The sequence below is a fragment of the Bacillus sp. MSP13 genome (assembly GCF_000815295.1).
Taxonomy (GTDB): Bacteria; Bacillota; Bacilli; order Bacillales; family Bacillaceae; genus Bacillus; species Bacillus vallismortis.
In genome coordinates, this window is sequence record NZ_JXAQ01000004.1 from 1 (window position 1) to 15316 (window position 15316).

17 protein-coding genes, 1 riboswitch and 1 other annotated feature are annotated in these 15316 nt (G+C 44.0%); all 17 genes read left to right on the forward strand.

Annotated elements, in window-relative coordinates; genetic code table 11:
• Positions 1-179: 179 nt before the first annotated feature.
• On the forward strand, positions 180-1109 hold the full coding sequence (spoIIGA, locus tag SC79_RS03375) for a sigma-E processing peptidase SpoIIGA (RefSeq protein ID WP_039073895.1): 930 nt from the start codon (positions 180-182) through the stop codon (positions 1107-1109).
• Between the two features lie 62 nt (positions 1110-1171).
• Entirely contained in the window at positions 1172-1891 is a 720-nt protein-coding gene (gene sigE, locus SC79_RS03380) for an RNA polymerase sporulation sigma factor SigE (RefSeq protein ID WP_003221446.1), read from the forward strand.
• Between the two features lie 140 nt (positions 1892-2031).
• A complete protein-coding gene (gene sigG / locus SC79_RS03385) occupies positions 2032-2814 on the forward strand; it encodes an RNA polymerase sporulation sigma factor SigG (protein WP_003221449.1) in 783 nt (260 codons plus the stop codon).
• Between the two features lie 147 nt (positions 2815-2961).
• The gene (locus tag SC79_RS03390) at positions 2962-3756 is read left to right on the forward strand and encodes an ABC transporter ATP-binding protein (RefSeq protein ID WP_039073896.1); all 795 of its coding nucleotides are present in this window, start codon (positions 2962-2964) and stop codon (positions 3754-3756) included.
• A gap of 12 nt (positions 3757-3768) precedes the next feature.
• Positions 3769-3871: riboswitch (TPP riboswitch) on the forward strand.
• A gap of 85 nt (positions 3872-3956) precedes the next feature.
• Positions 3957-5237 carry an acetylornithine deacetylase gene (locus tag SC79_RS03395; RefSeq protein ID WP_039073897.1) on the forward strand — a complete coding sequence of 427 codons (1281 nt, stop codon included), beginning with the start codon at positions 3957-3959 and terminating at the stop codon, positions 5235-5237.
• Between the two features lie 82 nt (positions 5238-5319).
• The gene (locus SC79_RS03400; protein WP_003232153.1) at positions 5320-5565 is read left to right on the forward strand and encodes a YlmC/YmxH family sporulation protein; all 246 of its coding nucleotides are present in this window, start codon (positions 5320-5322) and stop codon (positions 5563-5565) included.
• 161 nt (positions 5566-5726) lie between these two features.
• Positions 5727-6563 (forward strand): peptidoglycan editing factor PgeF, encoded by an 837-nt coding sequence (pgeF, locus tag SC79_RS03405; RefSeq protein ID WP_039073898.1) that lies wholly within the window; start codon positions 5727-5729, stop codon positions 6561-6563.
• Between the two features lie 6 nt (positions 6564-6569).
• Positions 6570-7262: a YggS family pyridoxal phosphate-dependent enzyme gene (locus tag SC79_RS03410; RefSeq protein WP_039073899.1), complete on the forward strand. Its 693-nt coding sequence runs from the start codon at positions 6570-6572 to the stop codon at positions 7260-7262.
• Entirely contained in the window at positions 7259-7714 is a 456-nt protein-coding gene (gene sepF, locus SC79_RS03415) for a cell division protein SepF (RefSeq protein WP_010327926.1), read from the forward strand. The genes SC79_RS03410 and sepF overlap by 4 nt, the downstream gene beginning before the upstream one ends.
• A gap of 6 nt (positions 7715-7720) precedes the next feature.
• A complete protein-coding gene (locus SC79_RS03420; RefSeq protein ID WP_010327925.1) occupies positions 7721-7993 on the forward strand; it encodes a YggT family protein in 273 nt (90 codons plus the stop codon).
• Between the two features lie 60 nt (positions 7994-8053).
• Complete coding sequence (locus tag SC79_RS03425; protein ID WP_039073900.1) at positions 8054-8827, forward strand: YlmH family RNA-binding protein; 774 nt, start codon at positions 8054-8056, stop codon at positions 8825-8827.
• Positions 8828-8920: 93 nt separating this feature from the next.
• A complete protein-coding gene (divIVA, locus tag SC79_RS03430; protein WP_003221468.1) occupies positions 8921-9415 on the forward strand; it encodes a septum site-determining protein DivIVA in 495 nt (164 codons plus the stop codon).
• A 62-nt stretch (positions 9416-9477) separates the two neighbouring features.
• Positions 9478-9704 (forward strand) — a binding site (T-box leader).
• 52 nt (positions 9705-9756) lie between these two features.
• The gene (ileS, locus tag SC79_RS03435) at positions 9757-12522 is read left to right on the forward strand and encodes an isoleucine--tRNA ligase (RefSeq protein WP_039073901.1); all 2766 of its coding nucleotides are present in this window, start codon (positions 9757-9759) and stop codon (positions 12520-12522) included.
• Positions 12523-12666: 144 nt separating this feature from the next.
• Positions 12667-13041 carry a sporulation-related RNA polymerase-binding protein YlyA gene (gene ylyA, locus SC79_RS03440; RefSeq protein WP_039073902.1) on the forward strand — a complete coding sequence of 125 codons (375 nt, stop codon included), beginning with the start codon at positions 12667-12669 and terminating at the stop codon, positions 13039-13041.
• Positions 13042-13143: 102 nt separating this feature from the next.
• On the forward strand, positions 13144-13608 hold the full coding sequence (lspA, locus tag SC79_RS03445) for a signal peptidase II (RefSeq protein WP_010327921.1): 465 nt from the start codon (positions 13144-13146) through the stop codon (positions 13606-13608).
• Position 13609: 1 nt separating this feature from the next.
• A complete protein-coding gene (locus SC79_RS03450) occupies positions 13610-14521 on the forward strand; it encodes an RluA family pseudouridine synthase (protein ID WP_010327920.1) in 912 nt (303 codons plus the stop codon).
• Between the two features lie 182 nt (positions 14522-14703).
• Positions 14704-15249, forward strand: coding sequence for a bifunctional pyrimidine operon transcriptional regulator/uracil phosphoribosyltransferase (pyrR, locus tag SC79_RS03455; RefSeq protein WP_010327919.1), 546 nt, complete (start codon positions 14704-14706; stop codon positions 15247-15249).
• Positions 15250-15316 lie beyond the last annotated feature (67 nt).

Here is a 15316-nt window from a genome sequence, read left to right on the forward strand (position 1 = left end):
CCTGCCGGTCAACGGCAGCTTTTTTATCTATACTCTCATTTATTCCCTCGACAAATTAAGCAGATATCTCTGAAAAATTGTATTTTCCTCTCAACATTAACTGACAGACTTTCCCACAGAGCTTGATTTATACTATGAAACTAGAAGGGGAGCAGCGTGATGCAAGAAAGGAGTCAGATGTGAAAATCTATTTAGATGTCATTTGGCTGTTAAACTTTTGTTTTGATGCGCTTTTGCTTTTGCTCACGGCATTTATTTTAAAACGGCATGTGAAAAAAAGAAGAGTGATAGGAGGAGCGTTCATCGGTTCAAGTATTGTCGTGTTGGTGTTTACTCCTTTTTCGCCAATTGTTGAACACCCGGCCGGCAAGCTGGCTTTTTCAGTTGTTATTGTGATGGTGACATTTGGCTTTAAAAGATTTCGTTATTTCTTTCAAAATTTGTTTTCCTTTTATTTTGCCACTTTTTTAATGGGGGGAGGAATTATTGGTGCCCATTCTTTGCTGCAGACCAATTCCGTTATTCGAGACGGTGTCATGATCACCAATCAAACTGGGTTTGGAGACCCGATCAGCTGGTTGTTTATTGTTGCTGGCTTTCCAGCATTGTGGTTTTTTTCTAAGAGAAGAATTGAAGATATTGATACAAAAAACATTCAGTATGAGGAACGAGTCAGCATTCAGGCGGATTTAGGCGGGCAAACGCTTCATGCTAGAGGGATGGTTGATTCTGGTAATCAGTTGTACGATCCGCTTACTAAAACGCCGGTCATGATTATTCACATTGATAAACTGGAATCGATTTTCGGAGAAGCCGAAACAATGATCATTCGAAACACAGATCCATTGGAAGCCACCCAACAGCTCGATGATTCGTTTCGATTTTTAGATAAACTGAGGCTGATTCCATATAGGGGAGTAGGTCAGCAAAATCAATTTTTATTATGCGTTAAACCGGATCACGTAACAATTATGACAAAAGAAGAAATGATTTCTGCGGATAAATGCTTAATCGGAATCAGCACAACAAAGCTATCAGCAGATGGAGAGTTTGACGCCATTATTCATCCGAAAATGCTTTCGGGCAAGGCCATCAAACACGTTTCATAATGTTCGCAAATGTCCGTTACTTATCATACTCAAATGACGTGACATTTAGAAGGGAGAGGAAGATGAAAAAACTGAAATTGCGATTGACGCACCTCTGGTATAAGCTGCTGATGAAACTTGGGCTGAAAAGTGATGAAGTCTATTACATAGGCGGGAGTGAAGCCCTGCCGCCTCCATTATCTAAAGATGAGGAACAGGTTCTGTTAATGAAGCTCCCAAACGGCGATCAGGCGGCTCGCGCCATTTTGATTGAACGCAATTTGCGCCTCGTCGTCTATATCGCCCGTAAATTCGAAAATACGGGAATTAATATAGAGGATTTAATCAGCATCGGCACCATCGGATTAATCAAAGCTGTGAATACATTCAATCCAGAAAAGAAAATCAAGCTGGCGACCTATGCCTCACGCTGTATAGAAAATGAAATCCTCATGTATTTAAGAAGAAACAACAAAATCCGGTCAGAGGTTTCCTTTGATGAGCCGCTAAATATTGATTGGGACGGCAATGAGCTTTTGCTTTCTGATGTGCTGGGCACTGACGATGACATTATCACAAAAGACATAGAAGCAAATGTAGATAAAAAGCTTTTGAAAAAAGCGCTTGAACAGCTTAATGAGAGGGAAAAGCAAATCATGGAGCTGCGGTTTGGGCTTGTCGGTGAAGAAGAAAAGACCCAAAAGGATGTAGCGGATATGATGGGAATTTCTCAGTCCTATATTTCGCGTCTGGAGAAAAGAATTATAAAAAGACTGAGAAAAGAGTTCAACAAAATGGTGTAAAAATTTTTGTGGTTTGGAACCCCTTGATTTGACAGGGATTTCCTGGATTCGACTGTTTTTCGGTCTCCGTGCAGTGCATATTTTTCCCACCCAAGGAGATACTTAACGTTGTACAGCAGCTCCTGTAGGGAGGGAAAAAAGTGTCGAGAAATAAAGTCGAAATCTGCGGGGTGGATACCTCCAAATTACCAGTACTCAAGAATGAAGAGATGAGAAAGCTGTTTAGGCAGCTGCAGGATGAAGGCGATGATTCAGCGAGAGAAAAACTTGTAAACGGGAACTTGCGTCTTGTCTTAAGTGTCATTCAAAGATTTAATAACAGAGGAGAGTATGTTGATGACTTATTTCAGGTCGGCTGCATCGGACTAATGAAATCCATTGATAATTTTGACCTAAGCCACAATGTTAAGTTTTCAACATACGCTGTACCTATGATTATCGGAGAAATCCGCAGGTATTTACGCGATAATAACCCGATTCGTGTTTCAAGATCACTCCGGGATATCGCTTACAAGGCACTTCAGGTAAGAGAGCGGTTAATCAGTGAGACAAGCAAGGAGCCGACTGCAGAAGACATCGCAAAAGTTCTTGAAGTACCGCATGAGGAAATCGTATTTGCGCTCGATGCCATCCAGGATCCTGTTTCTCTATTTGAGCCGATCTATAACGATGGCGGAGATCCGATCTATGTAATGGACCAAATTAGTGATGAGCGCAATAAAGATTCACAATGGATTGAAGAGCTAGCTTTAAAAGAGGGCATGAGAAGGCTGAATGATAGGGAAAAAATGATTTTGAGAAAACGGTTCTTCCAAGGGAAAACACAAATGGAAGTAGCCGAGGAAATTGGGATTTCCCAAGCTCAGGTGTCCAGGCTTGAAAAAGCGGCTATCAAACAAATGAATAAGAATATTCACCAATAATGAAAAGCCTTTAAAACAGTTTTTGTTTTAAAGGCTTTTCTATTGATTGCACGTGGTTTACGTCTTGGAATAAATAAGGTATCCTAGTTTGTACGAAGTTTTAGAAAATTTAAACAATTACCAAAGGCAGTAAAGAGGGGGACCACGATGATTTTGCAGCTTGACAATGTCTCACTAAAACGAAATGGAAAATGGATACTGAAAGATGTTCATTGGAAGGTGGAAGAAAAGGAAAATTGGGTGCTTTACGGGCTGAATGGGGCCGGCAAGACCGCGCTGTTACATATGCTTTGCTCTTATTATTTTCCAACATCAGGCGAGATGGAGGTGCTTGGCCATGAATTTGGCAAAACGGAGCTTGGGGAGAAGCTTAGACGGAAAATCGGCCTCGTCTCAGCTGCACTTCAGCAAAAATTTTATCCGGCAGATTCTGCATTTGAAATTGCTTTGAGCGGAGCTTACGCTTCAATTGGATTATATGAAACGCCAAGTGCGCAAATCAGGGAAAAAGCGATCGGTTTGTTAGAGGACTTGGGAGCAATTGAATATGCGGATCGCCGTTATGAGACGCTTTCTCAAGGAGAAAAACAAAGAGCTTTGATTGCAAGAGCGCTAATGGCCGATCCTGAGCTGTTGATACTGGACGAACCAGTGACAGGGCTGGATTTTATTGCCCGGGAAAATCTGTTAGATACGATTACATACATTGCAAGTAAAGAAAATGCGCCATCGATCCTTTACGTGACTCATCATGCGGAAGAAATTTTGCCGGTTTTTGACAAAGCCCTTTTATTAAAACAGGGAGAGGTCTTTCGATCGGGAGAAATGAAGGAAATGCTTACTGATCATATACTTTCCGCTTTTTTTGATACGCCAATCCATGTATTATGGAATCAGGGTCGGCCGTATTTAACAAGAGCTGAGCCGATCACGAATGCCTGACAAACTCATATTGATTCATCCTAGGGGTGCTTTTCGAAGCTGAGAGAGACATAGGTCTCAACCCTTTTGACCTGATCTGGATCATGCCAGCGGAGGGAAGCGGTGAAAAATTCGGAGTGCATAGGACTCTGTTTATTTTGATGAAGCCGTTTCATACATGTGAAACGGCTTTTTGATTTTTTAAAAAAGGAGCGGATGACATGAAGCCACAAATAGACTCTCTGATAAAAAGAGCGGAAGATCAAAAGGAGGAGCTTATTCAGCTAGCAAAAACGCTGATTTCCTATAAAACACCTGCTCCGCCTGCAAGAAATACAGCCGGCATTCAGTCATGGGTTGCAGAATTTTTAAAGAAAAATGGATTCTTGATCGACAAATGGGACGTGTACCCGGGAGACCCCAATGTTGTAGGCTTGCTAAAGGGAACAGATTCAGCAGATTACCATAGCTTGATCATCAATGGCCATGTAGATGTGGCAGAGGTAAAAGAGGATGAGGAGTGGGAGGATGATCCATTTCACCCAATTGAAAAAAACGGTCTCTTAATCGGGCGGGGCGCTTCTGATATGAAAGGCGGAATGGCGTGTGTGCTGTTTGCGGTGAAATTGATTCGTGAAGCCGGTATTGAACTTCCCGGTGACTTGATTCTGCAATCGGTGATCGGGGAGGAAGTTGGAGAAGCCGGCACGCTTGAATGCTGCAAGAGGGGCTATCATGCTGATTTTGCAGTTGTGGCGGATACGAGTGATATGCATATACAAGGCCAAGGCGGAGTCATTACAGGCTGGATTGAAATCAAAAGCAGCCAAACGTTTCATGATGCCACAAGGCGGAATATGATTCACGCAGGCGGGGGAACATTCGGAGCAAGTGCAATTGAAAAAATGGCAAAAATCATTGCGGGGCTCGGTGAACTAGAACGCCACTGGTCCATTATGAAAAGTTATCCCGGTTTTACACCAGGCACAAATACGATTAACCCGGCTGTCATAGAAGGCGGCAGACATGCCGCTTTTATAGCGGACGAGTGCCGGCTATGGATCACAGTCCATTTTTACCCGAATGAAACCCATGAACAAGTGGCAGCGGAAATAGAAGATTACATCAATCGCCTGAGTGACAGTGATATTTGGCTGAGGGAAAACCGCCCTGTTTTTCAGTGGGGAGGCTCATCTATGATTGAAGACAGAGGAGAAATTTTCCCGGCACTGAAAGTTGACCCATACCACCCAGGCGTCTTAGCGCTTACGGCGTCTCATGAGGAGGTGAAACGGGAGCGTCCGGTTATGGACGTTTCTCAATCCGTTACAGACGGGGGGTGGCTGTATAATGCCGGCATACCAAGCGTGATCTACGGTCCTGGTGATCTGCACAATGCACACTCTGTGAACGAGGAGGTATCGATTGAGCAGCTGATAGATTACACAAAAATCATGCTTGATTTTATTATCAGGTGGTGCAGCGGTATAAAAGAACAGTAACCATGAAAATTTCTTCTTGCTGACAAGGTTCAGCCCGCCCGTTCATATACTTGAACAAAGGACGGAAAAAGGACGTGATGGAATGATCAGCATTTCTGAATTTCAGGTGAAGGATGTCGTCAATGTCTCAAACGGAAAAAAGCTGGGGAGCATTGGCGATATCGATATCAATGTGACCACAGGCAAAATTCAGGCAATCATACTAGGAGGAAATGGCAAAGTTCTCGGATTTTTTGGAAAAGAAGAGGAATTGGTCATTCCATGGCGAAATATAGTAAAAATCGGGGAAGATGTGATCTTGGTCCGATTAAGTGAGCCGCATGCATAACCTGTTTTGTCTGCCATTGATTGGCAAATGCCGGAAGCTAGATTTTTTCGGCACATTTCATTTAGAAATATGCAAATCGGCGCTCAACGAATGCTGAAAGATGTGGTAAAATAAGTGGGAAATTCCGCTTTTTTTAATGTTTGTCGAAAGGTTGGATCACCATGAATACATATCACCCATTCAGTCTTACCACACCCTCGACACTCATGATACAAGACTGGACACAAGCGATTCAAAACGACAGAGAAGTCATCGCCGGGTTTACAACGAAAAACGGCGGTGTCAGCCAGAAGCCTTTTGAATCGTTAAATACAGGATTGCACGTTCATGACAAAGATGCAGATGTAGTTAAAAATCGTGAATATATTGCCGATATGTTTAATATTGATTTGCAGTCTTGGGTATTTGCTGATCAGACACACGATAATCGCGTCCAAAAAGTGACGCACAGTGATAGGGGAAAAGGCGCCCGTGAGTACCAGACAGCTTTAAAAGCAACAGACGGGCTCTATACAAATGAAAAGAATGTATTTTTGGCATTATGCTTTGCTGATTGTGTGCCTCTTTTCTTTTATGATCCGGTTACATCGCTTGTCGGGGTTGCCCATGCCGGGTGGAAAGGCACTGTTAAACAGATTGGCAGAGAAATGGTGAAGCAATGGGCCGAACAGGAAGGTTCAAATCCTTCAGATATTTATGCTGTGATTGGACCGTCTATCGGCGGAGCATGCTATACGGTAGACGATCGAGTTATGGATGCTGTCCGCGCATTGCCGGTTTCGGCAGAACGTGCCGTAAATCAGACGGGACAGGGACAATATCAGCTTGACTTGAAAGAACTGAACCGCCTCATACTGATCGACAGCGGTTTGGCAAATGAACAGATCTCTGTCAGCGGTTTATGCACGGAAAGTGAGCCGTCTCTTTTCTATTCACACCGCCGCGATCAGGGGAAAACTGGACGGATGATGTCCTTTATCGGAATGAAGGAGGCATAAAAGATCTTGCGTGTTGTTGATCATTTACGACATATAAACGAACGAATAAACGAAGCATGTAACAGATCGGGCCGCAGCTCCGATGAAGTTACGGTTATTGCAGTCACAAAATATGTATCGCCTGAAAGAGCACAGGAGGCAGTGGATGCGGGCATCACCTGCCTCGGAGAGAACCGGGACGCGGAACTGCTCCGCAAACAGGAAATCATAAAAGGGAATCCGGAATGGCATTTTATCGGCAGTCTGCAATCAAGAAAAGCAAAAGCCGTTGTCAATGCGGTTTCTTATATCCATTCCTTAGACCGGCTCTCATTAGCGAAAGAAATTGAAAAACGGGCTGAAGGTACTGTCAAGTGCTTTGTGCAGGTCAATACCTCTCTTGAGCCTTCTAAACACGGCATAAAAAAAGAGGAAGTCATTCCATTCATACAGGAGCTTTCCGGTTTTGGCCATATCGTTGTGGCCGGACTGATGACAATGGCTCCGCTGACTGATGATCAAGATCAGATCAGAAGCTGTTTCAAAGAGCTGAGAGAACTCCGTGACCAGGTTCAGGAGCTAAAACAGCCGAACGCTCCGTGTACAGAACTGTCGATGGGCATGTCAAATGATTTTGAAATGGCAATTGAAGAAGGGGCTACTTATATTAGAATCGGCTCATCGTTAGTCGGAAATGAAACAGGGGGTGTACAGCAATGAGTATGAAAAATAAACTGAAAAACTTTTTCTCAATGGAAGATGAAGAATACGAATATGAATATATTGAGACAGAGCGGGAATCTGACGGGGAGCAGGAGCAAAAAGAAAAGCCGGCTTACGCTGCCCAAAAACCTGCAGGCAAACAGAATGTAGTGAGCTTGCAAAGTGTTCAGAAATCCTCTAAAGTGGTGTTGAGTGAGCCGCGCGTTTATGCGGAGGCGCAGGAAATAGCAGACCATTTGAAAAACCGGCGGGCAGTTGTCGTCAATCTTCAGCGGATCCAGCATGACCAGGCTAAGCGAATTGTTGACTTTTTAAGCGGAACCGTTTATGCCATCGGCGGCGATATTCAAAGGATCGGCTCTGATATTTTTCTCTGCACGCCTGACAACGTAGATGTATCAGGCACAATTTCTGAGCTCATATCTGAAGACGAACATCAGAGGTGGTAAAGCGAGATGATCCTTTATCAAGTTTTTTCGGTTTTAAGCTTATTAATTACAATATACTCATTTGCCCTGATCATATATATTTTCATGTCATGGGTGCCGAGTACAAGAGAAACAGCGGTCGGGCGGTTTTTAGCCCAGATTTGTGAACCGTATCTCGAACCATTTAGAAAAATCATCCCGCCAATCGGAATGCTCGATATTTCACCGATTGTGGCTATTCTTGTGCTTCGGTTTGCGACAACCGGCTTGTGGGGGCTTTATCGCATGATTGCGTTTTAAAGTGACAGTTTGATAGGGGCTTGGCAGCAGCCAAGCCTCTTTACATAGAAGGGAAAGATGATGAGCGATATCTATCAGCACTTCAGAAAAGACGAGCGGGCCTTTATAGACCAGGCGCTCGAATGGAAAAGAATTGTCCAGGAACAGTACAGAATGAAGCTGACCGACTTTTTAGACCCTCGAGAGCAGGTCATCCTCTCTGCTGTTACGGGACAGGCCGACGTTGGACTTGCTTTTTCCGGCGGCTATGACAGAGCGGAGCGGAAACGGGCGATCCTGTATCCAGAGTACATCACTCCGGAAGAGCCGGATTTTGAATTGCAGGCGTTTCACGTCCGGTACGCTGAAAAATTTGTCTCAGTAGATCACCGTGCTCTGCTTGGTGCATTGATGGGCATAGGCTTAAAGCGGCAAAAGTTTGGTGATCTCGTGTTTTCTGAGACGGCAGTGCAATTGATTGTCTCAGCCGATACTGCTGATTTTGTGGCGGCACAGCTGACCCAAGCAGGGAAAGCGGCGGTCAGCCTAGAGAAAATTGACTTGTCAGACCTTAACATTCCAGCAGTTGATGTCGAAATAAGAGATGACACGGTTTCTTCTTTAAGGCTTGACGCCGTCTGCGCCTCTATGAGCAGACAATCCCGCCAAAAATCACAGACGCTTGTGAAAAACGGACTCGTGAAAGTGAACTGGAAGGTAGTTGAAGATCCTTCATACATAGTGGCAGAAGGGGACATGCTGTCTATCAGAGGTTTTGGCCGCTGCAGCTTAACAAAAATCGAAGGAAAAACCAAAAAAGACAAATGGAGAGTAACGTTTGAGCGACAAAAATAGTCGGTTTTTCAGTTTTTTTCTCCATCTGTGCGAAATTTGCTTTATAATGTGAACTAGATAACTGTACTGAAATGTAAAAATGGAGGTGGCATCATGCCATTAACGCCAAATGATATTCACAACAAGACGTTTACAAAAAGTTTTCGCGGATATGATGAAGATGAAGTAAATGAATTTCTAGCGCAAGTCAGAAAAGATTACGAAATTGTTCTCCGTAAGAAAACGGAGCTGGAAGCGAAAGTCAATGAACTTGATGAAAGAATCGGACACTTTGCCAATATTGAAGAAACGCTGAATAAATCGATTTTAGTTGCTCAAGAGGCGGCTGAAGACGTAAAACGCAATTCTCAAAAAGAAGCAAAGCTGATCGTTCGGGAAGCGGAGAAAAACGCTGATCGCATTATTAACGAATCTTTATCAAAATCAAGAAAAATCGCCATGGAAATTGAAGAGCTGAAAAAACAGTCTAAAGTATTCAGAACACGTTTCCAAATGCTGATTGAAGCTCAGCTCGATCTTCTGAAAAATGACGATTGGGATCATCTGCTTGAGTATGAAGTCGACGCAGTATTTGAGGAAAAGGAATAAATTCTCTGATTGCCTTGACATGTTCCGAGCTTGTCGAATATAATACGTTCATAAATTCAGATGAAAAGACGGTTGAAAGGGACAGTCATGTTTCCTTCAGGCCTTCATAGCGACCCGGAGATGGTGAGAGTCCGGGATGGCCGGAATCATGTAGATCAGCCCTTAAGTTTCCTTTCTGAACTATCAGTAGGTTAGGACGCTCATCACGTTACGATGCTCAAGAGGAAAAAGCGCCTGTTTGCTTTTTCTAAAAGGGTGGTACCGCGAGATAAGCTTTCTCGTCCCTTATGGGATGAGAGGGCTTTTTTTATTTTCTGAAAAAATGCAGTGGAGGAATGAAAATGGATTTTAAAGACACGCTCTTAATGCCGAAAACAGATTTCCCGATGCGAGGAAATTTGCCAAATCGTGAGCCTGATATGCAAAAGAAATGGGAAGAAGAGGATATCTACCGTCTTGTGCAAGAACGGACGAAAGACCGCCCGAAATTTGTTTTACATGACGGACCTCCGTATGCAAACGGCGATATCCATATGGGACACGCGCTTAACAAGATTTTAAAGGACTTTATTGTCCGCTATAAGTCAATGAGCGGCTACAACGCGCCGTATGTACCGGGCTGGGATACACACGGGTTGCCGATTGAAACAGCCCTTACAAAAAACAAAAAAGTCAACCGCAAAGAAATGTCTGTAGCGGAATTCCGTAAACTGTGCGAAGAGTACGCTTGGAAGCAAATCGAGGGACAGCGTGAGCAGTTCAAGCGTCTTGGTGTTCGCGGTGATTGGGAAAACCCATATGTGACATTAAAACCGGAATACGAAGCGCAGCAAATCCGCGTATTTGGTGAGATGGCAAAACGAGGCTACATTTATAAAGGTCTTAAACCGGTTAACTGGTCACCTTCAAGTGAGTCTGCATTGGCTGAAGCCGAGATCGAATATCAAGACAAACGCTCTGCATCTATTTACGTTGCTTTCGGTGTAAAAGACGGAAAAGGCGTTCTGGACAACGGCGAGCGCATCATCATTTGGACAACAACGCCTTGGACAATTCCGGCGAACCTCGGAATTTCGGTGCACCCTGACCTTGAGTACAGCGTGATTGCAGTAGGGGAAGATCGTTTTGTTGTAGCAAGTGCTTTAGTCGAAAATGTGGCGTCTGCATGTGGATTTGATCAGTATGAAGTGACAAGAACGATCAAAGGGAATGATCTTGAGAACATTGTCGCCGAACACCCGCTATATGGCAGAGACTCTCTTGTAATGCTTGGCGAACACGTAACAACTGATGCCGGAACAGGCTGTGTTCATACAGCTCCGGGACACGGGGAAGATGACTTTATCATCGGCCAAAAATACGGCTTAGATGTGCTATGCCCGGTTGATGCAAAAGGTGTCATGACAAGCGAAGCACCAGGCTTTGAAGGCATGTTCTATGATGATGCGAACAAAGCGATCACACAGCAGCTTGATGAAAAAGGCGCGCTTGTGAAGCTTGAATTCATCACCCACTCTTATCCGCACGATTGGAGAACAAAAAAACCAACCATTTTCAGAGCGACAGCGCAATGGTTTGCTTCAATTAAAGATTTCAGGTCAGACCTGCTGGATGCCATTAAAGAAACCAAATGGGTCCCTGAATGGGGCGAGCAGCGTTTGCACAACATGGTTCGTGACCGCGGAGACTGGTGTATTTCCAGACAGCGTGCGTGGGGTGTGCCGATCCCGGTTTTCTATGCTGAAAACGGAGAACCGATTATTACAGATGAAACCATTGAACATGTTTCTGAATTGTTCAGACAGCACGGATCAAACATCTGGTTTGAAAAAGAAGCGAAGGATCTTCTTCCGGAAGGCTTTACGCATCCTGGCAGCCCGAACGGCACGTTCACAAAAGAACAGGACATCATGGATGTTTGGTTTGATTCAGGCTCTTCCCATCAAGCGGTGCTTGAAGAGCGTGAAGACCTCGTTCGCCCGGCTGATTTATACCTTGAAGGATCTGACCAATATCGCGGCTGGTTTAACTCATCTCTTTCTACAGCGGTAGCCGTAACAGGAAAGGCGCCATATAAAGGTGTGCTCAGCCATGGTTTCGCATTGGATGGAGAAGGGCGCAAGATGAGTAAATCAATCGGTAACGTCGTTGTACCAGCTAAAGTCATGAAACAGCTTGGTGCCGATATCTTGAGATTATGGGTGTCTTCAGTTGATTATCAGGCGGACGTTCGCGTGTCAGACGCAATTCTAAAGCAGGTTGCTGAAGTATACCGTAAAATCCGCAATACGTTCCGTTTCCTTCACGGCAACCTATTCGATTTTGATCCAAAAACGAATGCGGTGGCTGTCGAAGATCTTCGCGAAGTGGATCAGTATATGCTGATTAAGCTGAACAAACTGATTGACAAAGTGAAAAAAGCGTATGATGAGTATGAATTTGCGGTTGTATACCACAGCATCCATAATTTCTGCACAATCGAATTGAGCTCATTCTATCTTGATTTTGCAAAAGATATTGTCTACATCGAGCATGCGGATCATCCGGACAGACGCAGCATGCAGACGGTATTCTATGAAACGCTTCTAGCATTAGTGAAGCTTTCAGCGCCTATCCTTCCTCATACCGCTGACGAATTATGGGCTCATTTAGCATTTGTTGAAGAGCAGAGCGTTCAGCTGACAGATATGCCGGAAACAATCGCGGTTCCAAACAGTGAAGCGACAGAAGATAAATTTGACCGCTTTTTGACTTTCCGTGACGATGTGCTAAAAGCGTTAGAAACTGCCCGGAATGAAAAAATTATCGGTAAATCATTGGAAGCGAACTTGAAATTGTATCCAAACAAAGAAAACCAAGAGCTCTTGGCTTCGATTAAAGAAAATCTTTCTCAGCTGTTTATTGTTTCTGAACTGACAATCAGCGAAGAAAATGAAGCGCCGAACGATACGCAAAGCTTCGCGACAGGTAAAATCGCTGTCGAGAAAGCCGAAGGCGAAATGTGTGAGAGATCCCGAGTAATTTCAAAAGACGTGGGGGCAAATCCGAAATATCCTACACTTTCATTGCGAAACGCTGAAATCGTTGAAAAATACTATCAAAATTAATGAAAAATAGCCTGGCGTAAAAGCCGGGCTTTTTTTGTGCCAAGAGTGACATCGTTTAGAACGGCAGGAAAAATCTTATGGGCTTTAGATCATCATTCACAGGCAACAATATAGGTATTACGTTAAGAGCAGGAGTTGTGATGAATGAATGATCAACTGACCGCAATTTATACGGAACTTCTTCTAATGAAAGAAGAATTACAGTCGAGATTATTTGAGTATTCTTGCTTTCAGGCTTCAACAAGCCCGCAAGCAGCAATCAATCATAAACAAAAAGCAACTCTGGTCTATCACATTAAAGAAGAGCTTCAAGACGTTCTTCTCGCTTTGTCTAAAATCGAAAACGGCACATTCGGATATTGTGAAGAATCCGGGGCTCCCATTCCTCTTTCAAAGCTTGCTGTACTGCCGACAGCCCGTACAGCAAACGATTTTCTTTATTCTGTCCAATTTGAAAAAAAAACGCTTCCGCTGTGGAAATCAACGGATATCGAATATGGACAGGCACTGTATGAATAACAGTGCCTGTCTGGTTTATATGCCTGATATATCTTTACTCCGGTGCTTTTTATTGATAAAATGCATAATGGATTAAAGTAACCGTAAACTGGAGGAACGTTTGTGCTGTATTATATCATTGCACTTCTTATTATTGCAGCCGATCAATTGACAAAATGGCTAGTCGTCAAGAACATGGAGCTTGGACAAAGCATTCCGATCATTGATCAGGTATTCTATATCACCTCCCATCGCAATACGGGTGCTGCATGGGGGATATTGGCCGGTCAGATGTGGTTTTTCTACCTCATTACAACCGCGGTTATTATTGGCATTGTTTATTACATACAGCGTTATACTAAAGGACAAAGGCTTCTTGGCGTAGCTCTCGGACTTATGCTTGGCGGTGCCATCGGCAACTTCATCGACAGGGTCTTCAGACAGGAAGTTGTGGATTTTATCCATGTCATCATTGTGGATTACAATTACCCGATTTTTAATATCGCGGACTCTTCACTATGTGTCGGCGTCATGCTTTTATTTATACAAATGCTGTTGGACAGCGGGAAAAAGAAAAAGGAGCAATAGCATGAATCAAATTGATATAACCGCCTCAGAAGAACAAAAAAGTGAGCGGATTGATAAATTTCTGGCATCGACTGAGAATGATTGGTCGAGAACCCAGGTGCAGCAATGGGTGAAAGACGGACAAATTGTCGTAAACGGAAGCCCCGTAAAATCCAATTATAAAATTCAGCCGGGTGATCAGGTGACCGTCACTGTACCTGAGCCGGAAGCGCTCGACGTGCTGGCAGAACCTATGGATCTTGATATTTACTATGAAGACCAAGATGTGCTGGTCGTCAATAAACCTCGCGGAATGGTTGTTCACCCAGCCCCCGGGCATCTTACGGGTACACTTGTAAACGGCCTTATGGCTCATTGCACGGATCTTTCCGGCATTAATGGCGTGATGCGTCCGGGGATTGTTCATAGAATCGATAAGGACACGTCCGGCTTATTGATGGTGGCGAAAAATGATATGGCGCATGAGTCACTCGTGAACCAATTGGTCAACAAAACGGTTACGCGTAAATATACGGCGGTTGTCCACGGGCTTATTTCTCATGATGACGGCACAATTGACGCGCCGATCGGCCGGGACAAGAAAGATCGTCAAAGCATGACTGTAGCGCGTGATGGCAAAAACGCCGTCACTCATTTTCATGTACTTGAGCGTTTTCAAGATTTTACGCTGGTGGAATGCCAGCTTGAAACAGGAAGAACGCACCAAATTCGTGTGCATATGAAATATATCGGATTTCCATTAGCGGGCGATCCAAAATACGGGCCAAGAAAAACGATTGATTTTAACGGCCAGGCCCTTCACGCCGGCATTTTAGGTTTTGATCATCCTCGCACCGGTGAATATGTCGAATTTGAAGCGCCGCTTCCGGACGATATGGCAGAATTAATTGAAAGCCTCAGAAAAAACGGTTGACAGGCTGTTTCTTTTCTGAAATAATAAACGAAGCTGAATAGATTCTTTAAAATAGTCCAGAGAGGCTGAGAAGGATAACGGATAGACAGGATGCGTGTGTTGGCGCGTACCTTGTCCTAAAACCCCTCTATGCTCTGGCAAGAGGGGTTTTTTCTTCTATATGAACTGTGAGGTGTCACACATTGAATCAAAAAGCTGTCATTCTCGACGAACAAGCAATCAGACGGGCGCTGACCAGAATTGCTCACGAAATGATCGAACGCAATAAAGGAATGAATAACTGCATCCTTGTCGGGATCAAGACAAGAGGAATTTACTTGGCGAAACGCCTTGCGGAACGAATCGAGCAGATTGAAGGAAGTCCTGTAACAGTCGGTGAAATTGATATTACTCTTTACAGAGACGATCTTTCCAAAAAAACGAGCAACGAGGAGCCGCTTGTGAAAGGTGCAGATATTCCGGTAGACATCAACGATCAAAAAGTTATTCTCGTTGACGATGTCCTGTACACCGGAAGAACAGTGAGAGCAGGTATGGATGCGCTTGTTGATGTGGGCAGACCTTCCTCCATTCAGCTGGCTGTGCTTGTTGACAGAGGACACAGGGAGCTGCCGATCCGAGCGGATTACATCGGAAAAAACATCCCGACATCAAAGGCTGAAAAGGTAATGGTTCAGCTTCATGAGGTAGATCAAAACGATCTCGTGGCCATTTATGAAAATGAATAATAGATCACCTTTTTAAAGGCAATCCAGAGAGGTTGCAAAGAGGTACAAAAACAAAGTCCCGAACGTA